The sequence below is a fragment of the Desulfosoma sp. genome (genome assembly GCA_037481875.1).
Taxonomy (GTDB): domain Bacteria; phylum Desulfobacterota; class Syntrophobacteria; order Syntrophobacterales; family DSM-9756; genus Desulfosoma.
The window spans coordinates 533,199-557,984 of the sequence record JBBFKY010000001.1; the positions used below are offsets into that span (position 1 = coordinate 533,199).

The window sequence follows — 24,786 nt, forward strand, 5'->3', positions numbered from 1 at the left end:
TGTTCCCTCAGTTCAGCGTCCAACTGTGTGCGATAAGGCTATTGGAGTCCGATTCAAGCAAAGAACAGACAACCGATTCATGCCACAAACGTGTCTTGTGAAGGCGAGGTTTGCTCTTTCAAACGTGCCGCAAGGACCTTATATGGAGACACCGCCAGCTTGTCCAACCCCAGATCCTCCTCGGCAAGCCCTAAAGCCCACCCGATGACCTGGGTCAGGTAAAGAACCGGCAGATTGAATCGACGTCCCAGCGCCTTTTCCGCCTGAGCCTGTCTTAGATCCAAGTTCTGTTGGCACAAAGGGCAAGCCACGACAATCGCTTCGGCCCCCATACTTTGTGCCATGTCCAAAAGACGCCCCGAAAGGCGCGCTACCACGTCGCTTCGAGTCATCCCCGATGTGGCGCCGCAGCACTCGGTCTTGAAAGGAAAATCAGGCACGGAACATCCCAGGGCTTTCAAAAGCAGATCCATGGAAACGGGGTTTTCCGGATCGTCAAACTGGGCTGAATCCTGGGGGCGTGTTAACAAACATCCGTAGTAGGGCACAACCGAAACCCCATCCAAAGGCCGTTGCACAGCTTGAGCCAGAAGCTCCGGCCCTACCGTCTCATAAAGCAGCTGAAGCACGGAAATGGCGCGAACTCTGCCCGCGTATGGGAGCCCGAGAGCTTTTTGAAAAGCTTCGGGGCCGAAAGCATGAACCTTGATAGCCCCTTTGAGGGCCTTCAGGCAGCCCGGGCAAGGGGTCATGATGGTTTCCAGACCGGCTTTTTGGGCCAGAACCAGATTACGTCCGGCAAGGGTCGCCGAGAGCATGGGGTCATATAAGGATGCCGGCGTAGAGCCGCAGCAGTTCCAATCTTCCAGTTCCGCTAGTTGAAGGCCGAGCGCATTGCAAACGGTTCGTGTGGACAGATCGTACTCTGCAGCCAAGCCTTCCAGAGAGCATCCGGGATAGTAAGCAACGGGCTTGCTCATGGCCATCCATCACCTATGGAGGAAAAGACGCTCAAAAAATTTTTGAAAAACGTTTCACCAAAGCCGCTACCTGGCGTCGGCCTTGAATACGATGAGGAACGAAGCTCAACTTTCCAGTTTTCAGCAGCTGAGGCGCCAAGTCCAAATCCGCAAGCACGGTTCCGGAGCGAACCTTGTAAGTGGCGAGAAGGCCCATTTCATAAACGCGCCCAAAGAGGGCTACCGATCGCATGAATTCTTCGGAAAAGCGCCTGAGGTTTTTATCGGCCACATAGCCGTTTTCCAGGGCCATGATGCGAAGAGTAGCCATGACACGGGCCACATCGAGGGTACAAGGGCATCGCACCGTGCAGGCCTGACATTGGCCGCATATCCAGATAGCTCGGCACTGAAGCACGGTGTCCTTTTGTCCTAGTTGTACCAGGCGCATAACCTGGTTGATGGGAAAGTCATAATCCCCCGTAAAAGCGCAACTGGCGGTGCAATTGCCGCACTGGTAACATCGAGAAATGCTTTGGCCGCTGAGATCTTCCACTCGGCGCCCAAAATCAGGGTCGCTCTCCGCTTGAATTTTCAAAGTGTTCCGGCCGTTTTTCATGGTCGCCCCTCAGCGGCTGCTTCCTTCGTAGCCGAACTCGATCAGTAGCTGCTGGTATTCGTATTTGACGCGCTGATACATACGGGCATTTTCAATGGCCATGGCACACTGTTGGGCAATGGCGGCCGCGAATTGGATTTCCAAGTCGTGAAAAGGTGGGCGTTCTCCTGTCAGGATACGCAGCACACCGATAACCTTGCCTCGCACCTGCAACGGTATGGAGAGAATCTTTCGAATGCCTTCCTCGATGACTTCGCTTCGGTATTGTATGCGAGGGTCCGTGTACACGTCTTCGATGACCACAATGCGTCCCGCCATGTTTTCCGCGATGCTCTTGGCCGCATCGACAGGTCCTTTCTTGAGAAAACGTTCGCTCAGGCCATAAGCCTGGGCCAAGTACAAGGTGTTGGTCTTCGTGTCCAAAAGGCGCACAGTGGTGCCCAAAACCCCCATGACCTGGGTGATCTTGGTCACGACCAGCTCCAAAACCTTGTTGATGGTAAGCGTAGAATTAATGGCGTGAGAAATTTCCTGAAAACTGGAAAGATAACGTCGTTCCCGTTCGATGATGTCTTCCAGCTTACGTTCCCAGACTAATGTGACGATGCCACGACCGGCTAAAGCTTCTGCGAACTGGATTTCTTCCTTGGTGAACCTTCGAGGTTCAGGGGCAAACAAGGCCACCATGCCCACAGATTGCTGTTCCACGTCCAAGGGAACAACCGCGGCGGCACGGACACCTTCCAGAAGCAAAGCCTCAAAGTCTTCACCGTCGTTGGCTAGACGAAGATCTTCAATCTGTATCACCTGTTGAGGCACGGAAGCACAAAGGCTTTCATCCTTGGGCTTGGAAAAGAGATAGGTTTCGCTGAGCCCGTAGCCTGCCACCAGTTCCAAACGAGAGCGATTCCTGCCGTAAGCCTTGATGACCGCCCCTTTGAGAGCGAGAGACTCCGTCAGGCGTCGCGTGATAAGGTTCATGACATCGGCGGCTTCCACACCGTCACACAGGGCACGGCTGACCTCGACAAAGGGCTTGAGAACGCTTGCCACATCCATAGCGGCTTTCCTTGCTCCTTGCAGCATCGCTCGAAGGGAAGAAAAAGCCCCTCGAAACCTTTCGAGAGGCTACTGAACGGTGATTCATTACAGGGGCGCCAATCTAGACGAACACTGTCGGTGCTGTCAACTCCTTTGCGTATCCTTTGTCGAGCCCTTGGGCTGAATTCGTGGACGATGCGGGCCACCAGAATCTTGCAGGTCGCCGATTCTCCCAAAAGGAGCCTCGACACCTTGCTCGGAGTCACCTTCTGAATGAGGCTCTGAAGGTTCAACATGGGCGGGCTCGGACCGATCATGAAAAAATCGTTGTCTTTTTCCGAGACCTCTAGGCGAAGGTCCAGATTTTCTCGGTGGAGGTCGTTTTCCTTTGCGGGCACTTGCATATTAACGTCAAAACCTGGGCGATGATGGCCGAAACGATGCTGAAAAAGCGGATATCCTCTTGAAAAGTCACCCCATGCCAGAAAAGGCGATCCAAACTGAGAACTCCCGAGGTACGCCCATGCAGAATCACCGGCACGCCGACAAAAGCGATCTGATCCTTTTGGATGGATCGGGATCCGGTTTTGTTCAGGAAAGAGGGGTTCGAGGCTGATGTTCGGGATCACAAAAGGCAAAATATCGAGAGAAAAACTCTTGCGGCACAAACTTGTCCGCTGAAAGGAAGTCAGGAGCGTACACTCAGGTTTACTGTTTGGATTACAAAAGAGCCTTGGGTGATATCTTTTTGTACCCCTTCAGAGAAAGCTCACAAGCAGGCTGGTTTCACGGCCCGGGTGAATTAAGCTAATCAAGAAGGCGTTTCAGGGACTCCTGGAATTCATCGAGGGAGCGAACCCTTAGAGCTTTCTTGAAAAGGATTTTCAAAGCATCCACCTCTTGGATCCTTCGAAGACAACGCAGGACGTCTTTGGGAACATCCTGAAACCGTGCATCCAGGGTTTCTAAAATATGTTCCCTCGTGGCCTCCAACGTTCCCTGCTGCATTCCCCGCTCTAATCCCTGCTCTAATCCCTGCTCTAATCCCTGTTGTCTTCCGCGTTCTATCCCCGAACGGAGACCCTCTTCATAGCCTTCCTTCTTGATCAGTTCATAGGCATAGGATTCCGTCATAATATCCCTCCTGCGATCCAGCAATTTCCTGGGTAAATCCTTGTCCACCAAGCCTGAAAGGAGTGCCATGCCGGTCAAAAGATCCGCCTTGTCGCTTCGTTTGAGCTGTGATTCGTAGATGACCTCTTCGGCCATTTGAAAAACTTCGGAGCCTCCCCGCATGAGCCCAACAAAAGGCATGAGGCACGGATTTCCTGATTCCAGCACCTTTCGAGCGTCCATAGCCGCAAGGGAAATGACCCGAAACCGGTAGTGAATGAAGTCGTTCTCAAAGGATTCCACCACGTTTCCGCTGGGAACGAGAAGCATCACTGCGGGATAGACCGTAAGACCCGTTTTCAAGCGGTAGCGAACATCGTATTCCAAAAGCTTCAAGGGGACTTGGGGTTCCCACCGGCTTTGAACTTCCAGGAGAACAATAAAGACACGCCCGTCGGACGTGTGCACCCGAATGGGGAAATCGCTCCGCCTGACCGTAGCCGTTTCCTGAGGAAGTTCCAAGAGCTCAGATTCCGCCACATCCAGTCCAAGAAAATATTCCAGCGCGGCCTGCCGGCAGTGGGCCAAAACAACCTTTACGGCCGCATCGTAGCCACCCATGGCGGACTCCTTACCCAAGTTTCCTGCTACCCTCTCAAATTACCATAGTCCTGTGGGATAGCAAACCACGTGATCCTTTGAAAGAACACGCCGTGATGAAGGATAGGGTTCAGACAAAGATGGCGGCGGTTGTGGGCCGTCTCGCCAGGAATTGACAAGGTTTGAGAGCGAGAACTCTTTTTCTGAGGCGGCGAACCGAGAAAATCAACGCCCCTTCGAGAAGCACCTGGTTTGTGGCAGTTCCCAAAGCGAGTTATATAAAACGCCTTTGTAGGCCTGTAGGGCTACGGTGCGGCACGATCCTATGCCTTAAGTCGCCGGTTCATCCGGAAGCAAGGGTGTCCCGCTCCCACAATGAGCGGATCAGTGGCCCGCGCCCCCAAGAAAAGAGACAGTCTCGGGTTAGTAGTTTGGGGGGGCGAAGTGGGCCTCGCTCCTGCTTCGAAAAAACATTAAAGACGAAACTTTGAAAATTAGGACACGCCACTTTCTCGATTTAGAAATTAAAAACCTTGGCCTCAGCCGCCAACTTGATCAAAAGGGGTCCACCTTCCAGGGCCATGTTGGCATAGAATTTGGCTTCGTCTACCTGACGAGCCTTAGCACATGGGATTCAGACATAGATCGGGATTTCGTTTTCCACAAGGTAGGGCAGGTAGTCGTTGACACAATCCCCGGTGGCGGTTTTGATGGTGTAATCCCGCGTCGTGTCCGCCCACAGAACTCCTGAATCGATCAGAAACACATCCACCTTGTGCCCTTGGGAATGGGCGATCTTGGCGAACTGAAAACAACGAGCGGCCGCGTCGATTTCGTCGCGGCTCAAGACGAAAAGAAAGTTGGCCATTGCCCTCCTCCTTTGGTGCGTGAACGGGGAAAAGAAAAGGCTCACAAACTTGAATAAACATAGTTTAAGTGTCCTACACGATCAAGAGGAAAAAGCGATGCACGTGCCTAATCATTATCGGTCCGTTCTATGGATTGAAAAAGCATGCCGTTACATGCCATGACGATCCAGATTCAGCCCTATTCTTCGAGGGTTCGGCTTCGATGCGTCTTAAAAATGCGGTTCGACGATCAGGTCACACTCTGGTTTTCGTTGGAGAGCGAAGGATTAGCCTGGCTCGTCACGCTGGCGAGACACCTGCATTTCCAGGGAATTCTGCGATTTGATGCTCATAGGAAGCACGGCGCTCCCTGCCCCTCTTGAACGGCCTTGCCCGGAGATCCGGCATGATGTGTTCCAGGGTGAAATACCACTCGGGCAGGTGCGGGAAATGTCTTGCCTTCAGCGAAGGCTTTAGGTTTCATTTGCAGGGTTGGTTTTCAACCGTTTTTTATATTGAAGGAGGAACCTGAAAGTCTGTTCATGGTCGGGACGGGCGGATTTGAACCGCCGACCCCCTGCTCCCAAGGCAGGTGCGCTGACCAGTCTGCGCTACGCCCCGACGATTTCCCGAGTAAGCAGGATTGGCTCGCTGCGTATCATAGCGTTTGGCGAAATGCAAGACGATTGGCGGTTTACCAAGAAGGAGTGTCCTTTTTTCGCGACTACCGTAGGCGAGGAGGCGTGAAGAATCGATGAAAGATGTGTGCGAACAGGTAGCGCGACGAACCCGGCAAGTTCCCGCCGTTCAATGGTTGGGCATTCAGGTGCTGAAGGCTTACGCCGGCAAAGCGAGCGTGCGCCTTCCCTATCAGGCTCACATGTGCAATTCTCGAGGCATGGTACACGGAGGCCTTGTGAGTACTCTGGCGGATTTTGCAGGAGCCATGGCCCTGCTTTCCCTTTTGGAGGAAAAGGACTTCACGCCCACCATTGAAATGAGTTTAAACTTTCTGGAACCCGCACGTTCGGATCTTACGGCCGAAGCCGAGGTCCTTAAATGCGGCTCGCGGGTCGGTACGGCCTATGTGCAGGTTCGAGATGCCGAAGGATGTCTCGCGGCGGTGGCTCTTGTGAGCTACGCCATTTCCAGGACCTGAAGCCCTTTGTCCCTGTTGTGAGCCATCGGGAACCAGGAGGAAATCATGGAACGAAGCCTCGCGGTGATGACCAGCGGCGGCGATGCGCCGGGCATGAATGCCGGAGTGCGCGCCGTGGTGCGGCGAGCCTTGGATTGTGGGTTCAAAGTTTACGGCGTCTTTAACGGCTATGAGGGATTGGTGGCCGGAGGCGATGCCATACGACCTTTAGGGTGGAACGACGTCGGGGGTATTTTGCCTCGAGGCGGCACATTTCTAGGGACGGCACGATCGGAGAGATTCCGGACCCGTGAAGGCAGACGACAAGCCGTGCGGCATCTTGTAGCCCTGAGGGTGAACGCTCTGGTGGTCATCGGCGGGGACGGATCTTTGATGGGAGCCCACGTACTGGCTGATGAGTGGCCGTCGCATCTGGAAGATTTGCAAAAGGAAGGGCTGCTCGGCGCATCTGAGGCGGTCCCTGCGTCTCTAAGTGTCGTCGGTCTTCCCGGATCCATCGACAACGACCTTTACGGCACGGACATGTCCATCGGCGTGGACACGGCTTTGAATCATATCGTGCATGCCATCGACGATCTCACATCCACCGCGGCTTCCCATCAGCGCACCTTCGTGGTGGAAACAATGGGACGCCACTGCGGCTACCTGGCTCTCATGGGCGCTCTTGGCGGAGGTGCCTCTTGGGTCCTGGTCCCTGAAGAGGAGCTGGATCTGCGCTGGCACCAAAAGATGACAAGGGCCATCGAAAGGGCGCGGGCCATCGGACGTCCCCACCAGATGGTGGTGGTGGCGGAAGGAGCACGTCATCCAGATGGATTGCCCATTCGCACGGAGGAACTCAAAAAGATTTTGGCTGATCGGTTGGGCATCGATGTGCGTTTGACCGTCTTGGGTCATGTGCAGCGAGGTGGTGCTCCGTCGGCTTTTGATCGTATTTTGGCCACCCGTTTGGGGGTTGCCGCCGTAGATGCTTTGGTCCAGGCGGGCGATCAGCCTCTACGGCACATGATCGGTTTGCAGAAAAACCGGGTGGTCATGACACCTTTAGTGGAAGTGGTGGAAAAAAGTCAGGCAGTGGGCAACCAAATCGACCAGGGCCACTACCAGGAAGCTCAAAAACTGCGTGGGGAAAGCTTTAGGCGGACCCTCGAACTCATCAAGACTCTGACCCGCATCGAACCGGCAGCCGCCACCCATGGCGACGGCTCCGTGGCCATTCTCACAGGAGGCGCCGATTCGCCGGGGATGAACACGGCCGTGAGTATCGCCGCCCGCTGCCTCATGAACGAAGGCTTTTCCGTCATAGGCGTGCGCGATGCCTTTTGGGGCCTCATTCGCGGGGAATTCATGCCCTTGGAGTGGAATGAGTTGACATCGTGGGTGAACCGTCCCAGTTCTGAATTGGGGACCATGCGTCACAGCCTGAGCGATGAGGACGTTCATCGCGTGGCTGAAACCATCGAAAAGCACCATATTCGGGGCTTGATCGCCATCGGTGGTTTAGGAACCTACATGAACGTGGCCAAGCTCATGGAACGTGCGCCCGAACTCAAGCCTTTATTCATTCCTATTGTCCTTGTTCCCGCAACCATCGACAACAACCTTCCGGGCACCGAATTCACCATCGGCGGAGACACCGCTCTGAACAACATCGTTCAGGCCCTGGACAAGATACGCCACACGGCAGGAGCCACCAAGCGGACCTTTGTGGTGGAAGTGATGGGTCGTCAATCGGGGTATTTGGCCTTGATGGCGGCTTTGGCGTCGGGAGCCGAAAAAGCCTATCTTCCGGAAAAAGGGATCAGGTTGGCTGAATTGAATGAGGATGTAGCCCTGCTTCGAGAAAGCTTTCAGTGCGGCAAGAGAATGGTTATTTATCTTCGTAACGAAAATGCTTCAAAGCATTACACCACCGATTTCATCAGCCGGCTTTTGGAGGAGGAAAGCCACGGGCTGTATCAGGTGCGCACCGCTATTCTTGGGCATTTGCAGCGGGGCGGCGTGCCCTCGGCCTTTGACCGCATTCTGGCGAGCCGCATGGGATCGGCGGCGGCTCGAGAAATGAGCTCTATGCTGCGTCAGGATCGACGTGACGTACTGGTTCTGGGGCAGAGAGGCGGGGGGCTTGAAGTATCACCTTTGAAGCAGGTGCTTGAAGAGATGGATATCGAGCAGGGACGCCCCAAGCACCAATGGTTTCTGGAGCTGACCGCCACGGCCGAAGCGCTGGCCAAGCATGCTCCTCAATGTGCCACAATCGGTTCGGAGTGAGGTCATGACGAGGAAAAAAATCCGATGGCTTCTTGGATGTTGCAGCGCCCTGGGGCTTCTCGCCGGGTGCGCTCATGTGATCTCTCCCGAGGTGCGGCAACAAGCGGCCATGAACCTGACCTTGGAAGAAGTTCGGCGAAATCCTGACTTTTACAAGGGCCAGGTGGTGATTTGGAGCGGAAAGATTCTTGCCGGGGAAAACAAGAGTGACGGTACGTGGCTTGAAATTTTGGAACTTCCGGCGGACCGGCAAGGAAAGCCGTCCAGCACGACCCGATCCGGAGGCCGCTTCTTGGCGAAAGAATCCAGGTTTCTGGACACCGCTCTCTACGCCCCTAACCGGCTGATTACAGTGGCGGGAACCATTTCAGGCAAGGAACAAAGGTTTGTTGGCGACGTGCCGTATGTCTATCCCGTAGTCACTATCATGGAAATGCATCTATGGCCTGAAGAACCTCTCATTGTTCGGGATCCCTATGGCGATTCTTGCTACCATCACCCTCCCATCTGGTGGCGGTTCTATTTCGGCCATGGTTGGTGTTGGTGACAATCCCGAAAATTTCTTTGAGAATTCACCCATAGTCACTTCGCCAAGGCCATGTATGGTTGTTGTGACGAAGCATGCTTCGACCCCGGAGCGTGTCCGAGAAGGAGAAAAGGCCGATGGTTTGCCTGGGCGCCCGGGCCTCCGCCCGTGCTCCCAGCGAAAATCTTTTGTCTGACAGTTTCTCAAACGGGCACAAGGCGACACGGCAAAGCCCGTACCCAGGGGGTGGCCATGATGGGATCTGTTCGATCCACCCCCGTCACCATATTAAGATTCGCCGTGTCCCACCCGCGCATGGGATCGTCGGTCTTTTCCGGAAACCACCATCCAAAATCCGCTAACACCACTGGGTGTTGCAAGGCGTCCGTGAGATGGGCCCGTTGCGTAATGCGCCCGTGCATGGTTTCAATGAACACTTGTTGTCCTTCCGAGATGCCAAGCTGCGAGGCCGTGGCGTGAGGAATCCACACAGTGGGTTCAGGGTGACGATTTCTTAGAGTTTCCAAGTGTCGATAGGCCGAATGAAAGAAATGCTTGGGCTTTCGGCTTGTCAAAAGCAAAGGAAAATCATTGGACAAAGCCGCAGGATCTTCAGCGGCGGGAAGAGGCCGAAATCCCCATTTTTCTAAAAGATTCGAACGTAATTCCACCTTGCCCGAAGGCGTCTTGAAACCTCTGGCTTCGTAGCTACGGAAAAGTCTGGGGCCGAACAAGACGCCTTTTTCGCAAAATTCTCGATACGACAGCCCGGAAGGGGCCAGAATGGCATCCAAAATGTCTGATTCTTTCGCCCAGAAACGATCCCCAAAACCTATCCTCTTAGCCCATTCGGTAATGATCCATAGATCGGAACGGCACTCTTCGGGAGGATCCACCAATTTGGGCCGTGCCGTAATAAAACCGTGAGGCAGGCCATAATGGCCGATGTCATCGTATTCCATGGGCAAGGCCACGGGGAGCACAAGATCCGCCAGGGCGGCCGTGGGCGTCATCACCTGATCGGCTACGGCAAGAAAATCCAAAGATTCTAGAGCCTTTTTGACGCTTGGGGCTTCCATGTAACTGAGCAGAGGGTTTGTCCCCTGCACATATAGACAGCGAATGGGGTAGGGGGATTGGTTTAGAATGGAGCGTACCACCATCCAGCTGGGCACGGAAATAAGGCGCGGAATGATGCGGTGGTAGTGGTTCAGAAGTTTCTTTGGTCGATCTGGAAAATCATCCAGAGCGATCATGTCCTTCAGGGGCATGAGCCGCGGCATTTCCGCACGAATGTTCCCGCCTGGTTCCTCAAGGTTACCGGTGACGGCCATGAGATGGACCAGAGCTCGGCACGTGTCGGCGCTTTTGGGAGTCTGTTCCACGGCGTTGCCCCACTGAAGGCAGGCTGGCCGACTCTGGGCGTAAAGTCGAGCCGCCGCGATGATCTTTTCCGCAGGGACCCAACATCCCGCCGCAACCCGTTGGGGTGTGTAAGGCTTGATGGCTTCTCGAAGGTCTTCAAAGCCTACGGTCCATTTTTCCACAAATTCTCGATCATAAAGACCTTCTTCCACGATCACGTGCAAAAAGCCCATGGCTAAAAGATCATCGGTTCCCGGGCGAATCTGAAGCCAGATATCGGCTTTTTCCGCAAGGGATGTTCGTAACGGATCCACGACCACCAACCGAGCCCCCTGTTTCAAGCAGGCATGCAGGTGGCCTCCCAACACCCCTTCCTCGTTGGTGGCCGGCGGATTGCTTCCCCAAAGCAAAACACAACGGGACGGACCGTCCAGGTCGGCTACCGGAAAAAAGCCGCAAGTCACCAAGGCCATTTGTTCCCGAGGCATGTGGCACACGTGCTGGCTTCCCGCCATGTTGGGACATCGAAGAAGGTTGGCCAAACGAAGAAGCAGGAAGAATTCCGGTCCTTTGGGAGCTCCTTGAGCGAAAGCGAGACTTTCCGGACCCATCCTCTGGAGGGCGTGGGAAAAATGCTGTGCCAGAAGATCCAGGGCCTGGTCCCAAGAAATGGTTTCCCAAAGGCCGGAACCTCGAGGCCCGTTTCGGCGAAGCGGTTTTGTGAGCCGTAGCGGGCTTTCCAGACGGTCCTTTGCCGAAAGCCCTTTTCGGCAGTGCCAACCGTGGCTGAAAGGATCGTCGGGGTCGGGGAGCACTTTGTGAAGGCGGCCGTCTTGCACCAAAACTTTGAGGCCGCAGCCCCCGTGGTCGAAGCGGGCACAATGGGTTCGAAACCATTCCTGAGCCATGGGTTCCTCCTGGGTGGCACAGCGTCACAGGTTCAATTCTTGTCGAGCTTTTTTAAGAAGATCATTGAGTTCCAAAGAACCGTGCGCAACTTTTTCTAAAACTTCCGCTACCTGAGCCAGCCCATCCGATTGAGCGTGCTGTGCCCATCGGCGATAGGACACCGCGTGGTCTTCGTTATGATGAATCCAGTGCTCCAGCATTTTGGCCAGCTTTTCCTTCATGGAAAGGGCACTGGGTTCCTGATCGCCCTTTGGATCGTGACCTTCGTGATGATTGTGACGTCCTTCGGGCGTGACGTCGCGATGCTGGTGGTCATGGCTGTGAGGATGCTTGTGTTTGGAGCCTGAAGCATCGTGATGATGACCCATGGGTTTCCTCCTTGGATGCGCAATCATTTCATGTCCGTGGTGTGTACCCAAAAGACGGCTCCAATCTCCACGGGCTTGGGTTTTCCGTCTTTTTTCAGTTTCCAGGAAGCTTCGTTGAGGGCCGCGAAACCCCACCAGCCTGCACGGGGCATGGCATAGGTGAACACACCGTTTTTGTCCGCCTTCACCACCTGAGTCACATACGGATCGGAAGGCGGCACCACCTTGGATGGATTGTCCGAAGATTCATTCAGGTATTCCACTTCCACTTCGGCATAAGGGACAGGTTTTCCTTTTAGGAGCACGCGACCGGTAAAGACGTTTCCGGTCCATAGCCCGTAGGGCCGAGTCAAGGGGACGATTTCTGTTTCTAAGCCTATGGGCTCATCCCAGCCTTCCTCAAGCCCTAAAGCTTGAACGCACACCTTCGTGTAGTGCACGATGAATTTGTCTTCCGCGGGTTCCCAGTGTGGATCCGGCTCCATGAAGAAAACGTAGTTTCCCGGCTTACGCACCGTGTAGGTGGTTTCCCAGTACGTGAAGTCCTTGTCCTGGTCAGAGGCGCGGCCTTTGCGCGGTTGTAAAGATGCGGTGAGGTCCGTTTTCTGGCCGTTATGAAAGAAGCCGAACCTTTTAGGTTTGGCCATTTCCATGTAATGGCCTTCCATGGGATGAAGGAATTTGGCCTGTATCGTAAGCGTCTTGGCATCTTCCGCCGTAACGATGTCATCGGAGGGAAGAATCAGGCCGAAGTGGGCTGAAACGGAGCTTGCGCTAAAGAATCCCACAAACAAGGCGGCGACGAAGACCGAGAGAAACCTGGGATGTTTCATGACAACCTCCTTTTGTTCTGAGTGTTTGGAGCTATGCTTGAACGGCAAGTTGTTTCATGTGCGGTCTTCGTGACCGGAGGTAGACAGGGCCATGTCCATGCTCTTAGGCATGTTAGGGCCGTCGTGATGAGGGAAATATTCCCAAGCGTCCTCGGCTGGGTTCGAAAGGTTTCAACCTTTCATTGCCGATTCAATGTGAAGGAAAAGACAAACCTTGTCAAGGCGCGCCTAAAGGTCCTTGAAACCATGAACACCGTGAAAGGGTAAATTTAAGGGTTCGGCCCGTGCTTTCGTAGGGGTATACCAATGTATCCGCCCCGCCCTCCTAGGAAAGGATAGTCGATATGTGGCGTGTCGACCGTTGCGCCTATGCAGGGATTTACCGGTCAGTGGTGACCTGGGTCATTGAGGCGGACACACGGGTTCGAGCCCAAGGTTCACGGTGCGTAGAGATTTGTGTTACAGTGCACCACCGAGTTTCCATGTTGCCGAACTGAAGGGAAAACCCCATGGATAAGACCAAACAAGAAATGGGCCGACCATGGAACCATGAAGTTGTGGCCGACTACCGAAACGACTGTTGAGCCGGGTTTTTGGACGTAAGTTTACGTCTGAGATTCGTGCGGCCCGGACAAAGCTTTCGATTCCTCATCACCGCAGAGCAGAGGTCAAAAATGGAGCGAGTTATCGCTCACAACGGAGGCAAGATCCTGCAGTCTCTGGAAACGATTGACGGTGTCGAAATGACCGTCACCACAGGTCTTGCCCCTGAACCCCGTCCATCGGTAGAGAGTCAACCTTAAGAAAATTTTCGCTTGACAAGGATGGCTTTCTAGCGCTAGCAGAAAGCTACAATTCGTTCAAGCGATCAGGTGCTTGCTGCTTAATAGGGAATCCCGTGAAAATCGGGAGCGGTCCCGCCGCTGTGAACGGGGACGGAGCCTGCGGAAAGCCACTGGCGACGGAGAGTCGTCGGGAAGGTGCAGGTAACCGGTGGATCCGTGAGCCAGAAGACCTGCCTGATCCTGAGGAAACGCGGCACGGGTGGATGCCGAAACGTTTCCGTGTGAGGACCAAGTGAAACTGGGTGCAATCCTTAGGGCCAAGGGCTCTAAGGATTTTTTTTTGGGAAAAAGGCGGCCCACCTTTTTCTCGGCACCACCCTCCTCATCGTTCCTTTCACCCTTTGACCGTCCGGAGCCCCGCTCATGCCGGCTCCGGGCGCCTCTCAAAACGGAGGAGCAACATGAAAAGAGGCCTGATTGTCTATGTGACCGGAGGCGGAGAACTTTACGAAGACAGCTGGGGATCCTATGCGTGCATGGATCGGTTCGGCGCCGATGTGGTGGCTGTTGCACACACGGAGTTTGACATCGCTGAAAACTGGTGGCGCATGGTCACTCGCGGTATGCAGGAAATTCTCTGTGTCCGAGCGCAGGTGGACAGCGAACTTGGCATGTCCATTATCGGGGATCCGCTTCGTATCTGCGGCTGAAAAAAGTTTTTCAGGTGACACGCTTTACATGGGATGGGAGGAATAGTTTATGATGACACGGTTCCTGGGAAATGCATTTTCTTTTCTGGGCATGCTGGTTGTGCTGTCGGTGGTTTTGGGAAGCGTGGGGGCGGGGACGGCTATGGGAAAACAGAAATCCGGACAAGAAGTGAAACCTGTCATCCTTGTGGTGGCTTTTGGAACAAGTGTGCCGGAAGCTCAAAAAGCCTATGACGCCATCGACCAGCAGATCGCAAAAGCTTTTCCATCCATGGAAAAGCGCTGGGCCTACACCTCCAGCATTATTCGAAAAAAACTTCGATCTCAGGGAACATTCATTGATTCTCCGGAAACGGCCTTAGCCAAACTCATGGAGGACGGCTACACGCACGTCGCCGTCATGTCCCTGCATGTGATTCCGGGAGCTGAATTTCATGATCTTTACATGAACGCCCGCCTGTTCACGCAAATGGCGGGCGGCTTTAAGAAGGTCACTTTCGCTCGCCCCTTGCTTTCATCAGCCGAGGACATGCTTGAAACGGTACGGGCGATGGCTGAAAGTGTGCCTTCCGAACGTCGGCCTGAAGAACCAGTGATTTTCATGGGGCATGGAAGTGAACATCATCCCGCGGACACGGTCTATGTGGCCATGGAGGCCTATTTTAGAAAACACGATAAAAACATGTTCCTTGCCACCGTCGACGGCTCTCCCACCTTTGACGAGGTTCTGGCTGGCTTGCAAAACCGTGGCGTGAAGAAAGCCTATCTTGTTCCCTTTATGGTCGTGGCCGGCGATCATGCTCGCAACGACATGGCAGGGGATGATCCCGACAGTTGGAAATCTCAACTGGCGGCCAAAGGCATCAAGGCCGTTCCCGTTTTTCGCGGCATGGGAGAAATTCCGGCAGTGGTCAATATTTGGATTCGTCACCTGCGCTCTGCCGTGGACGCTTTGGGAATACCGTAACTGCAGGGCACGTTCGCCACGCATTTCCCGCAGACGTCCACCAAGGGAAGATCGTTGTAATGACGATCATTTTCCAAAAGTTGGGCGTAACAGCGATGTCGGTCCAGACCGTCGGCGGTGAGCGCGCCGTAAACGCAGCGACGCACACATACCTCGCAGGTATGGCCGGATTTGGCGAGGCAATACTCCGCGGGTTGGCGTGGTGTCGGCTCTATGGGCTTGGATGTCACCAGGCTTCCTAGTCGGCCGCACGCCCCCTGTTCCGTAATAAGCTGATGGTGGATTCCAAAAGTTCCCAATCCGGCGATGTAGCCGAGGTGCTTATGAGACCACCGGCTCACCAATCGTTTTTCGTCGAAATTGTGCGTCGCCGGCGTCACGGCGCTCTCGTAGCCTTCTTGGGCCAGACGATCGTGCATAGCCGACGAAATTTCGGCGATCAAAGCGTTGGTGGCCACGTAGGCTTCGGCCCAGGATCGAGCCGCGTAGGGTTTTTCCTTATGATTTTCCTTGGCAAGGCTTTCTTGAAAAGGAAGAAAAAATACGATCACGGAAACGGCGTTGGCAAGCAGGTCTTGAGGCAAGGCGTGATCGGGTGTGGTCACGAGCCGAAGTTTTTCAAAAAGAGGATCATGAACGTGAGCGATCCCGACACATGCCGGAAGCCTCCAATAGGAACGGCCGCCATGACGGTCGGCCCAAAGCTGGATTCGGTCTTCAATGATTTGATGCCATTCTGACCTCATGGGAATCCCCCTATGGAAGATGCGTCACACAAAACCGCCGGTTTTTTCCTCCATTGCGTTCGCTGGATCAAGCCTTTAGAATGCAAGAGTCTTGGAAAGCGAAAATGTGAAATGTCCGAAGAAGCTTTGGTGTTTGCATGGCGAAGGATTTTTCCGGTTCTTTGTCCGAGGCATCCCGTGCGGATCGAACAGCGCGCCGATGGGATCTTGTGGTGACTGTTTCCATGGCGCTCCTGCTGCTCATACCCATCCCCTTCGTTCAGTTTCGATCCTGGCCTGAAAGACGCCTGATTTTGGAACGTCCTGTGCTCCCCTGGAGTTCTTTTCGCCTATGCTACCGGCCTCTGGATACGGATCAGCCTGTGGTGGAGCAGTACCGATTTGACCGTTCAGGCCGCTTGAACCCGCCCTTGGCACCCGGTGTTTTTCCCATGGTCCTGGAATCTCGTGAACCCCCTATGCTGCAATGGCAGAAGCATCCGGAAATGGGACTGCAGGATCTTCATACCCAGGCAAGCTTTTTGGATATCACCGTCCGATGGCAGCCCGTGCTGGCCTATCCTTTGAGAATGCTTAAGGACGCATGGAAGGATCATCCTTTGGGATCCCAAGGAGGGGGAGCCAGGCGATAGATCACTCGAATTCTTTCCGGATTGACCCCTTCATCCAAAAGGGCCACGATACGTCGAAGACTGCGCCTGAGTCTATAAAGGGCGGCGTAAGAAGCCATCAAGTCGAAAGGGGCTCGGTTCATCTTGGGATAAGCCTTTTCAAAGACTTTCAAAGCTTCATCCAATCGTGCCAACCCCTGGCGATAGTCGTTTTCCAACATGGAGACGGAAACGAGGTTGCTCAAAAGGCCAAAACACAGGACGGAATCGTCGGCACACACTTCCAGGCCTTCTTGAAGAAGGTTTCGAGCCTTCTCCGTGGCGTGATGATGCAGGTAAAGATAGCCCAGATCCCGACAGAGGCGGCCTTGAAGATCCCGAAAACCATGGCGCCTCGCCAGATCCAAAGCCTGCTGATAATAACGAATGGCTTTGATGAAATGACGATGGCTGCAGGCCTGATCCCCTTGATGCATCCAGATCAAAACTTGATCTCGATCCGGCTGCCGGTCCGGGGGGTCATGAGGAGGGTTCACCGAAGAACTCCTTGATTCATGCGGGCTCGTGAAGCTGTAGATAGGGAAATACGTGTCGGCTCACCAGAAAACTCACAGCCAAAGGCAGCCAATAGTAGGCGAACCGATACAAGAGCACGGCCAAAAGAGCTTGGTTGTAGTCTTTACCCAAAAGATAAAAGGCCCCGGCCATGGACCCTTCCATCATTCCAAGGGAAACGGGCGTGATGGAAAACAACCCGGCAAAGATTCCGACAGAAAACCCTACGGCCAGTTCGTTCAAAGATACGGCACATCCGACGGCTTTGAAGGAGAACTTGAGACACAAAAACATGAACAACCAGTCTAAGGCCGCGTAGACAACAGGCCCTGCAAGCCGAGAGGTGTTCTGCAACACTAGCGTCATGCTTTCATCAAAATTCTGAAAAAACACTTCCGCCTTCTTGGGAAAAATCCATTGAGGTTTTTTAAGGATCAAGGCGAACCGATGAAAAGCTCGAAGGCTCAAGTCCCACATTCGACGACGAAAGGTAGGGCTGATGAGAATCTGAAAGGTAACCCAGGTGAAGAGCAAAGCGAACCCCATCACCAGGACGGCTATTCCCAATTGTTTGGCGTGAAGCTGCGTGTGTCCGTAAAGATAAAAAAAACCGAGATAGATCAAAAGAACGGCGACGGTATTGGTCAAGAATCCATGGACCATGGAAATGCTCAGGGTGCGGCTGGCGGGGATGCGTTGTTGGCTGAGAAGGTAGACTTTCAAGGCAAGACCGCTAAGTCCGCCGACGGGCATGAGGTAGTTAACGCAGCAGGAAACAAGGGAGAGGGAAAGGACCAACCCCATAGGACGGCGATGATCCAGGGTTTTCAGCAGCTCAAAAAGCACCATGCCCATGAATACATAACTGACCACACTGGCTCCGAGGGCTGTCACGGCCCACAATGGCTCAATTTCACTAAGCCTTTTGGACAGAACGGGAAAATCCGCTTGCCAGATGACAAAAGTAAAAAGAGCACCCCCCACGAGGGTGGCGATCCATAAGCGGATGCGACGACGCGCAAGCACACTCACCATGGGCTCCTCAAAGTCGACACATGTCTCAGCACACTCCCCCTCTTACCAAAGCTGCAAGTCTCAGAAAAGTCGATCTTTAAGGTTCCTTGGAAGGATGTTCGAAAAGACTCCGGCTGTCTTGTCGATCACGGCTTCAAAAATTCGAGATATTCATGCTTGCGAAAGAAGCCTATTCGACGTTACTCACGGGTAACAACTAAGGGTATGAAAAAAGAATAAGAGGTCGGGATCCCATGGCAGCGAAACACCATGAATATTCCCCCGAAGAAGTGCTTGCCATGGTGGGAACCATTCCCACCTTTCCCAACGCCGTCTCTCAGCTCATGAAACAGCTCAAAGATCCGGACACCGACCTCGATGAGATTGCTTCCACGATTTCCGGAGATCCCGGCTTGTGCGTCCAGGTGTTGCGCATGGCCAATTCCCCCTTATACAGACCCGGGTTCTCTTCACCGATAACCCTGAGCATTTTCCGGGCTGTACAGTTGCTAGGGCGAAAGGTCATGGTATCCGCTGTTTTGAGCCATGCCCTGCGAGGCATGATTCGCCATTCGTCCCTGGCGGAAAAACTGCTTTGGGAACACGCCATAGCGTGTGCTGTCATCACCGCCGAAGTCGTCCGTCTCATGGGATCCAAGAACGTAGAAACCGCCTACGTGTGCGGGCTTTTACACGACGTTGGTAAGATGATCATGTGCCTAAAGTTTCCGGGAGACATGCACGCCATTTTGGAAGACCAGTACAACCAGCCTTTGGACGAAGACTCGGTCCTTTCTTCCGTGGCCATGGAAAGAGAACGTCTTGGTATCGACCATAGCCGCGTCGGTGCCGTGTGCCTCAATGTCTGGCAGTGCGGCGAGGAAGCCGCCGTCGCCTCTGCCTATCACCACCGCCCAAAAGATGCCGGAGGAAGGTCTGTCTGGCCCGCCGTGGTCCGCCTGGCTGACCTTTTCTCCCATAAAATGGAATACGGCCCCATTCGTCGCCCTCTGATGGATCTCGGGCCCCTGGAAAGAGCCCTACGTCTTGACCGTTCCCAAATGGGTCAATACTTGGAACGCTGGCGTAGCAAGATTGAGGAAACCCTCCTCACCTTTTCTTAAAGGGCTCCCTTAGGGCACGCCGACTCGCCATCTCCTTCAAACCGATCGATCCCGAGGGCAAGCTCATAGAAAAAGGCCCTTTCGGGCCTTCTATGAAACGGCTGTCTGGAGCGGGAGACGGGCTTCGAACCCGCGACCCTCAGCTTGGAAGGCTGATGCTCTAGCCAGCTGAGCTACTCCCGCTCGACATGTTCTTTTTAGCATAGCCTTTCATGCGTTTTCAACGAGAATTTTGTCTTGCTTTTTGACCCAGAAAGTGGGATTCGATGTCATGAAACAATGTTTGCCCTTCAGGTTGGGTTCAGGGGAGCGCCTTTGTTTTTTGACGCTGAGAGGAGGTCCCATGGAAAAGTATTTTCGAGAGTTCATGGATCAGGTGAACATGTTGGCCGTATTTAAGGCTCGACGTGTGCTGCAGCGTGTCCTGCCTCCAACCCTTTTGGCCCGTTATGAAAGGCTTTCTGCGGACTTGGGGGCGGATATTTATATAAAACATGAAAACCATTTGCCCACCAATTCCTTTAAAGTACGTGGCGCTGTGAATTTTATGGCCCATGTCACTCCGGAGATTGAGCGCTCGGGCATTGTGGTGGCGACTCGAGGCAACCACGGCATGGCGGTGGCTTGGGCGGCTCGAGAGAAGGGCATCTTTTGCAATGTGGTAGTGCCTGAAGGCAATGATCCGGAAATCAACGCCGAGATTACCTCTTATGGGGCGCAGCTCATTGTCAAGGGGGCTGACTTTTACGAAGCCCAGGATTACTGCGAGGAGTTGGCGGAAAATGCCGGCTACTATTATCTCAGACAGGGTAACGATCCCCACTTGATCACCGGCACGGCGGTTATGGGTTTGGAGATTTTTGAAGAACTGCCGGAGGTGGAGGTAATCCTTATGCCTATTGGAGGCGGCACGGGGTGTGCGGCTCTGGCCACGGTGATTCGCGGCATCAATCCCAACGTGGAGCTCATCGGGGTGCAGGCCCAGAACGTGCCTTCCTTTTACGAATCATGGAAGCGTAAAGAAAAAGTCACGGTGCCTTCGGCGCACACCGTCGCGGATGGGCTGGCGGCTCGATCGGTTTTTGAGGTTCCCTTTTTGCTTCTAAAAGATGTCGTCAGCGATGTGGTGTTGCTGACGGAAGAGGAGCTCATCGATGGGGTGCGGCTGGCTTTGCGCTACACCCACAATCTGGCGGAAGTGGCCGGAGCGGCGGCTCTAGCGGCGGCTTACAAGATTCGAGAACGTCTTGCAGGTAAAAAAGTTGTGGTGGTCATGACGGGTGGCAACATGACTTACGGAAAGCTGGAAAAGATACTGGCCGAACACGGGGCTGGATGACCCTCAAAAACGTGGCGTCAAGAAAGAAGGCGCGGCGCAATTCCTCGGTATTTTGAAGGGGGTAGGGTCTTTTCAGTCAGGTTCCAGGTTCCGGGCAAGATCCTTTCATGATAGGGTTTAGGCTGCCGAGCGGCCTTCCAGCACCACTTTGTCCGCACCGTCCTTTTCTTCCAGGTAGACGTTCACTTGTTGATCGGGTCGAGTTTTCAGCTCCAGACCCACGAAATGGGCACAGATGGGCAATTCTCGATGGCCGCGATCCACCAAAGCGGCCACGCGAACCCTTTTCGGCCGACCGTAATCCATGAGGGCATCCAGAGCTGCGCGAATGGTCCGCCCGGTAAAAAGGACGTCATCGACCAGGACGATGTCTTTGTCTTCCAAGGAAAAAGGAAGCACTGTGGCACGTACCTTTGGTTGAATGTGTAGTCGGGACCAGTCGTCACGGTAGAGATTAATGTCCAGGGTCCCAATGGGCACGTTAAGGCCGTATTTCTTTTGCAAAATCTTCCCTAAACGCCGTGCCAGAAAGACTCCTCTCGTGTGGATTCCCACAAGGGCCAAAATGGAAGGGTCATCGGCTTCCTGATAAATGTCCTGAGCGATGCGCTCGAGAGCTCGACTCATCGCGTCGGTTTCCATAACCACATGATCGTGTGCCTGTGCTTCCATGAACTTTCCTGCCGTACCGTATGGAGTGGAAAGAAAAAAGGCGCCTTTTTCGGCACCCGTGGCGCGCAAACAATAAATGCATGTTCACCTTTAACTTAGGAAAGATCGACACCCTTGTCAATCATTTCGAAAGCCCACAATGCGGAGAAAATATTAAGCCTGAAGCCGGCGGATTACGGGGGCTCGAGGGCGGACACCTCGGTCCGCACCACAGAGGTCTGTGGTGACCCATGGCCTATGGGGGCGTCCCGGCGGGGTGGATTCATGCGGCGCGGCAAAACCCTGTAGGGGCGCCCGGGTGTGTGCGCTCCAAAAACCTGCCTCGGTGCGATGTCTTTTTCGGCGGACACATCGGTCCGCTCCTACACGATGTGGACAAAAGGTGCACAAAGGATGGTCTGAGGGGGAACCCATTGGCATGGCCCCAGTTTAGAATCCTCTGGGCGGCCCGGTGTGTCCGCCCCAAAACTCCTGGGTTAAACCGATTCCCCGGTGAGCCTCGAAACGCGTATGATGCCCGTCAGAAGGGTGCAGGCCGCTTCTTGACGAGGGAATCAAACCTCTGGTAAGGGGCTGCGAACACCAACCGCGTGCACCGCTGCGCAGGTAGTCAAGCCATTGAAGGCTTTGCTTGAAAAAGGAGATGTTCCATGGGGGCAAAGAAGATCAAGGTTCGAAAAAAAGACACGGAAAAAGCCGAAGAGATTTTGAGCGTCACCCAGCGCGTGCTGGAATGGGGGAGGCGTCATGTCACGGTTTTGTTAGGCGCCGTTGCAGGGCTTTTGTGTGTGCTTGTTCTGTCCTGGGCCGTCGGGGCGTATTCGGACATGAAAGAACGTCGAGCCCAGAGGGAACTGGCCGGTCTTTGGAGAGAGACCGAGGTGCTGGATATCAAGGATACGGCCGCCTTGCAGGAGCACCTGACCCGTTTGCAATCGGTTGCGGAAAAACATCGAGGAACTTCGGCTGCGGCCGCAGCGGCCGTCACGATGACAAGGTTGCTTTTTGAAAACGGCCGATATGAGGAAGCCCTCCAGTGGTCTGAAAGGGCCGCCAAAGGCTTTTCCAAAGATGCGACGGTGGAGTTGCTCTTGGACTACGGCCGCCTGATGTGCCTGGAAGCTTTGGGCCGGGTGGATGAGGCTCTGGCGGGCTGGGGGGCTCTGGCGGACAAGGCGGAAGGAGGCCTCAAGCGCGAAGCCCTCTGGCATCAAGCCCGTCTGGCCGCCGCCAAGGGGGATCGTGAAAAAGCCGGGCAACTTTATGACGCGGCCCTTGAGGTCAAGGGGTTTTACCCGGAAGATGCCTTCCTGAAGGCGGAAAAGGGTCGCCTCTAAGGATGTTTCGTTCGAGACCCCAGAATGAGCCGTACCAGGCTGTGCCATTTTACCGTCCACCTGCAGAAAAGGCTCTTGGTGAGTGCTTGGGATGGGTTTTGCCTTGACATGGAACGCTGCCTTGGGTAAGGGACGCTGGTGAGTATCAAGTACGACAGGGTCTGAGAGCGGCCTGCACCACAAAGGATAAGAGCGATCATGAAACGGTTCTTTCGCTTCGGCTTTATCGGCGGTGATGGGGGCTTCTTTTTTAGGAAGTCTGCCCATGGCCGAGCGGGGTAGGCGGAAAGAGCCGAAAGCTGAAAGCCTCGCCGAAGCGTGAAAGCCAGCCATGGGTAGACGAAAACGGAACCCATGGCTTTTATGTTTTTCAAAGCCGTGGGTTTCTTGAAACCTGCGGCTTTTTTATTGGCAACTTTTCAGACAGATGCGCACAGCATTGAGACCACAAGGAGGACAGATTGCGATGATCTACGACATGGAATACGAAACCCTACCGCGAGAGGCTTTGGAGGCCATTCAGTTAAGGCGTTTGCAGACCACACTGCAGCGCGTGTACGCTACGGTTCCTTTTTACAGAAGGCGCTTTGATGAAGTGGGGTTCAAGCCTTCGGACCTCAGGAGTCTTGAAGATTTAAGGCGTGTCCCTTTCACGACCAAACAGGACCTTCGAGACAATTATCCTTACGGGCTTTTTGCGGTCCCCATGGAAAACGTGGTGCGCATTCATGCCTCTTCAGGCACCACAGGAAAGCCTACCGTTGTCGGCTATACGGCTCGAGACATCGAAACCTGGGCCACACTTATGGCGCGATCCCTTTCCGCCGCCGGGGCTACTCGAGGCGACATCATTCACAATGCCTATGGTTACGGCTTGTTCACCGGAGGTCTAGGGGTTCATTACGGAGCGGAAAAGCTGGGCGCTTCGGTGATTCCTATCTCCGGTGGAAACACCAAACGCCAGATCATGATCATGAAGGATTTCGGAGCCACCATACTTACATGCACTCCGTCTTACGCTCTGCATTTGGCCGAAGTTGCTCACGAAATGGGTGTGGATTTCAAAGACCTCAAGTTCAAAGCGGGTCTTTTCGGTGCGGAACCTTGGTCGGAAAAGATGCGCGAGGAAATTGAAAGAAAACTTCATTTGAGTGCCCTGGACATCTACGGCCTTAGTGAAGTTATCGGCCCTGGTGTGGCCGTGGAATGTTTGGAAGCCAAAGCGGGTTTACACATCTTTGAAGACCATTTCATTCCAGAAATCATTGATCCCAATACAGGAGAGGTGTTGCCGCCTGGATCGACGGGTGAGCTTGTCTTCACCTCCATCACCAAGGAAGCTTTTCCCGTGATTCGTTACCGGACTCGGGACATCACCAGCCTGAACACGGAACCCTGTCTTTGTGGTCGCACTTTTGTGCGCATGAACCGTGTGAGCGGTCGAAGCGATGACATGCTCATTATACGGGGCGTGAACGTCTTTCCATCCCAGATTGAAAGTGTGCTCATGGAAATCCAGGGGGTTGAACCCCATTATCAGCTCGTTGTGGACCGTGAGGACAATTTGGACAAGCTGACGGTTCTTGTGGAAGTGGGCGAGTCCGCTTTTTCGGACAAGGTGAAAACCCTTCAGGATCTGGAAAAGCTCATCACCAAGAATATCAAGGAGTATCTTGGTGTGTCTGCCAAAGTGAAACTGGTGGAACCCAAGACCATCGCTCGAAGCGAAGGCAAGGCTGTTCGAGTGATCGATAATCGGAAACTGTAATGGGCCGTAAAGAAAGGAGGCCGAGCATGAGAGTGGAACAGATTTCGGTTTTTTTGGAAAACAAGGCAGGGCGCCTGGCGGAAGTGACTCGAGTTTTGTCGGAAGCCGGCGTGAACATTCGAGCCCTGTCTCTGGCGGACACCTCAGATTTCGGAATCTTGCGCCTCATCGTCAACGACAACGAAAAGGCCAAGGAGGCTTTGAAGGCCAACGGTTTCACCGTGGGCAAAACAGACGTGGTCGCTGTGGAAGTGGAAGATCGACCTGGAGGGTTGCACAGGATTTTGGACATTCTAAGAAAGGCGGGCATCAACGTGGAATACATGTACGCCTTTGTGCAGCAAAGCGGCGACAATGCCGTGATCATCTTCCGCTTTGATAATTTGGACGAAGCTGTTCGTGTGCTCACGGACAACGGCGTCACCGTGATCAACGGCAGCAAGGTCTACACCATGTAGCGGTCGGTGCAGGGACTTCGCACTCTTGCCGGCATCGGCGAGGGGTGAAGAAGTCATCGTTGAACGGGACAAGAGCAGGACACAGGAGG

25 protein-coding genes, 2 tRNA genes and 1 riboswitch are annotated in these 24,786 nt (G+C 54.1%); of the genes, 13 read left to right on the forward strand and 14 right to left on the reverse strand.

Annotated features, from left to right (window positions below; genetic code table 11):
- Positions 1-77 precede the first annotated feature (77 nt).
- From WHS46_02365 to WHS46_02390, 6 genes are all read right to left on the reverse strand, one after another.
- Positions 78-980: a CoB--CoM heterodisulfide reductase iron-sulfur subunit B family protein gene (locus WHS46_02365; GenBank protein MEJ5347522.1), complete on the reverse strand. Its 903-nt coding sequence runs from the start codon at positions 978-980 to the stop codon at positions 78-80.
- A gap of 31 nt (positions 981-1,011) precedes the next feature.
- Positions 1,012-1,578 (reverse strand): 4Fe-4S dicluster domain-containing protein, encoded by a 567-nt coding sequence (locus tag WHS46_02370; protein ID MEJ5347523.1) that lies wholly within the window; start codon positions 1,576-1,578, stop codon positions 1,012-1,014.
- Between the two features lie 9 nt (positions 1,579-1,587).
- On the reverse strand, positions 1,588-2,637 hold the full coding sequence (locus tag WHS46_02375; GenBank protein ID MEJ5347524.1) for a GAF domain-containing protein: 1,050 nt from the start codon (positions 2,635-2,637) through the stop codon (positions 1,588-1,590).
- Positions 2,638-3,426: 789 nt separating this feature from the next.
- Positions 3,427-4,353, reverse strand: coding sequence for a hypothetical protein (locus WHS46_02380; protein MEJ5347525.1), 927 nt, complete (start codon positions 4,351-4,353; stop codon positions 3,427-3,429).
- 613 nt (positions 4,354-4,966) lie between these two features.
- Positions 4,967-5,200, reverse strand: a complete 234-nt coding sequence (locus tag WHS46_02385) for a DsrE family protein (GenBank protein ID MEJ5347526.1) — start codon at positions 5,198-5,200, stop codon at positions 4,967-4,969.
- 523 nt (positions 5,201-5,723) lie between these two features.
- Positions 5,724-5,801: transfer RNA gene (locus WHS46_02390), tRNA-Pro, on the reverse strand.
- Between the two features lie 133 nt (positions 5,802-5,934).
- Here WHS46_02390 and WHS46_02395 point away from each other — a divergent pair.
- The 3 genes from WHS46_02395 to WHS46_02405 are packed head-to-tail and all read left to right on the forward strand — an operon-like array spanning position 5,935 to position 9,157.
- Entirely contained in the window at positions 5,935-6,339 is a 405-nt protein-coding gene (locus tag WHS46_02395) for a PaaI family thioesterase (GenBank protein ID MEJ5347527.1), read from the forward strand.
- A gap of 45 nt (positions 6,340-6,384) precedes the next feature.
- Positions 6,385-8,610, forward strand: coding sequence for a 6-phosphofructokinase (locus tag WHS46_02400; protein MEJ5347528.1), 2,226 nt, complete (start codon positions 6,385-6,387; stop codon positions 8,608-8,610).
- 4 nt (positions 8,611-8,614) lie between these two features.
- Entirely contained in the window at positions 8,615-9,157 is a 543-nt protein-coding gene (locus tag WHS46_02405) for a Slp family lipoprotein (GenBank protein MEJ5347529.1), read from the forward strand.
- Positions 9,158-9,339: 182 nt separating this feature from the next.
- Here the strand turns inward: WHS46_02405 and WHS46_02410 are convergent, their stop codons facing one another.
- Genes WHS46_02410 through WHS46_02420 form a run of 3 tightly spaced genes read right to left on the reverse strand, consistent with a single transcriptional unit; the run spans position 9,340 to position 12,611 of the window.
- Positions 9,340-11,409 carry a molybdopterin-dependent oxidoreductase gene (locus WHS46_02410; GenBank protein ID MEJ5347530.1) on the reverse strand — a complete coding sequence of 690 codons (2,070 nt, stop codon included), beginning with the start codon at positions 11,407-11,409 and terminating at the stop codon, positions 9,340-9,342.
- Positions 11,410-11,433: 24 nt separating this feature from the next.
- A complete protein-coding gene (locus WHS46_02415; GenBank protein MEJ5347531.1) occupies positions 11,434-11,778 on the reverse strand; it encodes a hypothetical protein in 345 nt (114 codons plus the stop codon).
- Between the two features lie 23 nt (positions 11,779-11,801).
- Positions 11,802-12,611, reverse strand: coding sequence for a DUF4198 domain-containing protein (locus tag WHS46_02420; GenBank protein MEJ5347532.1), 810 nt, complete (start codon positions 12,609-12,611; stop codon positions 11,802-11,804).
- 344 nt (positions 12,612-12,955) lie between these two features.
- On the opposite strand from WHS46_02420, the gene WHS46_02425 reads away from it, so the two are divergent.
- From WHS46_02425 to WHS46_02440, 4 genes are all read left to right on the forward strand, one after another.
- Positions 12,956-13,108, forward strand: a complete 153-nt coding sequence (locus WHS46_02425) for a hypothetical protein (protein ID MEJ5347533.1) — start codon at positions 12,956-12,958, stop codon at positions 13,106-13,108.
- Positions 13,109-13,285: 177 nt separating this feature from the next.
- Positions 13,286-13,414, forward strand: a complete 129-nt coding sequence (locus tag WHS46_02430; protein MEJ5347534.1) for a hypothetical protein — start codon at positions 13,286-13,288, stop codon at positions 13,412-13,414.
- Between the two features lie 50 nt (positions 13,415-13,464).
- Positions 13,465-13,649: riboswitch (cobalamin riboswitch) on the forward strand.
- A 208-nt stretch (positions 13,650-13,857) separates the two neighbouring features.
- On the forward strand, positions 13,858-14,106 hold the full coding sequence (locus WHS46_02435; GenBank protein ID MEJ5347535.1) for a hypothetical protein: 249 nt from the start codon (positions 13,858-13,860) through the stop codon (positions 14,104-14,106).
- A 49-nt stretch (positions 14,107-14,155) separates the two neighbouring features.
- Complete coding sequence (locus WHS46_02440) at positions 14,156-15,073, forward strand: sirohydrochlorin cobaltochelatase (protein ID MEJ5347536.1); 918 nt, start codon at positions 14,156-14,158, stop codon at positions 15,071-15,073.
- Here WHS46_02440 and WHS46_02445 read toward each other — a convergent pair.
- Entirely contained in the window at positions 15,034-15,819 is a 786-nt protein-coding gene (locus WHS46_02445; GenBank protein ID MEJ5347537.1) for an epoxyqueuosine reductase, read from the reverse strand. The genes WHS46_02440 and WHS46_02445 overlap by 40 nt on opposite strands.
- A gap of 137 nt (positions 15,820-15,956) precedes the next feature.
- Here WHS46_02445 and WHS46_02450 point away from each other — a divergent pair, with 137 nt between their 5' ends.
- On the forward strand, positions 15,957-16,451 hold the full coding sequence (locus WHS46_02450; protein MEJ5347538.1) for a hypothetical protein: 495 nt from the start codon (positions 15,957-15,959) through the stop codon (positions 16,449-16,451).
- Here the strand turns inward: WHS46_02450 and WHS46_02455 are convergent.
- A complete protein-coding gene (locus WHS46_02455; GenBank protein MEJ5347539.1) occupies positions 16,412-16,966 on the reverse strand; it encodes a tetratricopeptide repeat protein in 555 nt (184 codons plus the stop codon). The genes WHS46_02450 and WHS46_02455 overlap by 40 nt on opposite strands.
- A gap of 16 nt (positions 16,967-16,982) precedes the next feature.
- Positions 16,983-18,020: a lysylphosphatidylglycerol synthase transmembrane domain-containing protein gene (locus tag WHS46_02460; protein ID MEJ5347540.1), complete on the reverse strand. Its 1,038-nt coding sequence runs from the start codon at positions 18,018-18,020 to the stop codon at positions 16,983-16,985.
- 233 nt (positions 18,021-18,253) lie between these two features.
- Here WHS46_02460 and WHS46_02465 point away from each other — a divergent pair, with 233 nt between their 5' ends.
- A complete protein-coding gene (locus WHS46_02465; protein ID MEJ5347541.1) occupies positions 18,254-19,123 on the forward strand; it encodes an HDOD domain-containing protein in 870 nt (289 codons plus the stop codon).
- 106 nt (positions 19,124-19,229) lie between these two features.
- Here WHS46_02465 and WHS46_02470 read toward each other — a convergent pair.
- Positions 19,230-19,306 (reverse strand) — tRNA-Gly (locus tag WHS46_02470).
- Between the two features lie 160 nt (positions 19,307-19,466).
- Here WHS46_02470 and WHS46_02475 point away from each other — a divergent pair.
- Complete coding sequence (locus WHS46_02475; protein MEJ5347542.1) at positions 19,467-20,462, forward strand: pyridoxal-phosphate dependent enzyme; 996 nt, start codon at positions 19,467-19,469, stop codon at positions 20,460-20,462.
- A gap of 117 nt (positions 20,463-20,579) precedes the next feature.
- On the opposite strand, the gene pyrR is transcribed toward WHS46_02475, so the two are convergent.
- On the reverse strand, positions 20,580-21,134 hold the full coding sequence (gene pyrR / locus WHS46_02480; GenBank protein MEJ5347543.1) for a bifunctional pyr operon transcriptional regulator/uracil phosphoribosyltransferase PyrR: 555 nt from the start codon (positions 21,132-21,134) through the stop codon (positions 20,580-20,582).
- Positions 21,135-21,784: 650 nt separating this feature from the next.
- Here pyrR and WHS46_02485 point away from each other — a divergent pair.
- The 3 genes from WHS46_02485 (at position 21,785) to WHS46_02495 (ending at position 24,697) form a co-directional block, all read left to right on the forward strand.
- Positions 21,785-22,471: a hypothetical protein gene (locus WHS46_02485; protein ID MEJ5347544.1), complete on the forward strand. Its 687-nt coding sequence runs from the start codon at positions 21,785-21,787 to the stop codon at positions 22,469-22,471.
- A gap of 466 nt (positions 22,472-22,937) precedes the next feature.
- Positions 22,938-24,239, forward strand: a complete 1,302-nt coding sequence (locus WHS46_02490) for a phenylacetate--CoA ligase (protein ID MEJ5347545.1) — start codon at positions 22,938-22,940, stop codon at positions 24,237-24,239.
- Between the two features lie 26 nt (positions 24,240-24,265).
- Positions 24,266-24,697, forward strand: coding sequence for an ACT domain-containing protein (locus WHS46_02495; protein ID MEJ5347546.1), 432 nt, complete (start codon positions 24,266-24,268; stop codon positions 24,695-24,697).
- The last annotated feature ends 89 nt before the right edge of the window (positions 24,698-24,786 follow it).

Coding starts and splice junctions, on each gene's coding strand:
- WHS46_02365 (MEJ5347522.1), bottom strand. CDS start 980: ATGAGCAAGCCCGTTGCTTACTATCCCGGATGCTCTCTGGAAGGCTTG.
- pyrR (MEJ5347543.1), bottom strand. CDS start 21,134: ATGGAAGCACAGGCACACGATCATGTGGTTATGGAAACCGACGCGATG.
- WHS46_02440 (MEJ5347536.1), top strand. CDS start 14,156: ATGATGACACGGTTCCTGGGAAATGCATTTTCTTTTCTGGGCATGCTG.
- WHS46_02495 (MEJ5347546.1), top strand. CDS start 24,266: ATGAGAGTGGAACAGATTTCGGTTTTTTTGGAAAACAAGGCAGGGCGC.
- WHS46_02385 (MEJ5347526.1), bottom strand. CDS start 5,200: ATGGCCAACTTTCTTTTCGTCTTGAGCCGCGACGAAATCGACGCGGCC.
- WHS46_02425 (MEJ5347533.1), top strand. CDS start 12,956: ATGTGGCGTGTCGACCGTTGCGCCTATGCAGGGATTTACCGGTCAGTG.
- WHS46_02465 (MEJ5347541.1), top strand. CDS start 18,254: ATGGCAGCGAAACACCATGAATATTCCCCCGAAGAAGTGCTTGCCATG.
- WHS46_02370 (MEJ5347523.1), bottom strand. CDS start 1,578: ATGAAAAACGGCCGGAACACTTTGAAAATTCAAGCGGAGAGCGACCCT.
- WHS46_02420 (MEJ5347532.1), bottom strand. CDS start 12,611: ATGAAACATCCCAGGTTTCTCTCGGTCTTCGTCGCCGCCTTGTTTGTG.
- WHS46_02435 (MEJ5347535.1), top strand. CDS start 13,858: ATGAAAAGAGGCCTGATTGTCTATGTGACCGGAGGCGGAGAACTTTAC.
- WHS46_02460 (MEJ5347540.1), bottom strand. CDS start 18,020: ATGGTGAGTGTGCTTGCGCGTCGTCGCATCCGCTTATGGATCGCCACC.
- WHS46_02445 (MEJ5347537.1), bottom strand. CDS start 15,819: ATGAGGTCAGAATGGCATCAAATCATTGAAGACCGAATCCAGCTTTGG.
- WHS46_02485 (MEJ5347544.1), top strand. CDS start 21,785: ATGGGGGCAAAGAAGATCAAGGTTCGAAAAAAAGACACGGAAAAAGCC.
- WHS46_02450 (MEJ5347538.1), top strand. CDS start 15,957: ATGGCGAAGGATTTTTCCGGTTCTTTGTCCGAGGCATCCCGTGCGGAT.
- WHS46_02405 (MEJ5347529.1), top strand. CDS start 8,615: ATGACGAGGAAAAAAATCCGATGGCTTCTTGGATGTTGCAGCGCCCTG.
- WHS46_02410 (MEJ5347530.1), bottom strand. CDS start 11,409: ATGGCTCAGGAATGGTTTCGAACCCATTGTGCCCGCTTCGACCACGGG.
- WHS46_02475 (MEJ5347542.1), top strand. CDS start 19,467: ATGGAAAAGTATTTTCGAGAGTTCATGGATCAGGTGAACATGTTGGCC.
- WHS46_02395 (MEJ5347527.1), top strand. CDS start 5,935: ATGAAAGATGTGTGCGAACAGGTAGCGCGACGAACCCGGCAAGTTCCC.
- WHS46_02415 (MEJ5347531.1), bottom strand. CDS start 11,778: ATGGGTCATCATCACGATGCTTCAGGCTCCAAACACAAGCATCCTCAC.
- WHS46_02490 (MEJ5347545.1), top strand. CDS start 22,938: ATGATCTACGACATGGAATACGAAACCCTACCGCGAGAGGCTTTGGAG.
- WHS46_02430 (MEJ5347534.1), top strand. CDS start 13,286: ATGGAGCGAGTTATCGCTCACAACGGAGGCAAGATCCTGCAGTCTCTG.
- WHS46_02400 (MEJ5347528.1), top strand. CDS start 6,385: ATGGAACGAAGCCTCGCGGTGATGACCAGCGGCGGCGATGCGCCGGGC.
- WHS46_02380 (MEJ5347525.1), bottom strand. CDS start 4,353: ATGGGTGGCTACGATGCGGCCGTAAAGGTTGTTTTGGCCCACTGCCGG.
- WHS46_02375 (MEJ5347524.1), bottom strand. CDS start 2,637: ATGGATGTGGCAAGCGTTCTCAAGCCCTTTGTCGAGGTCAGCCGTGCC.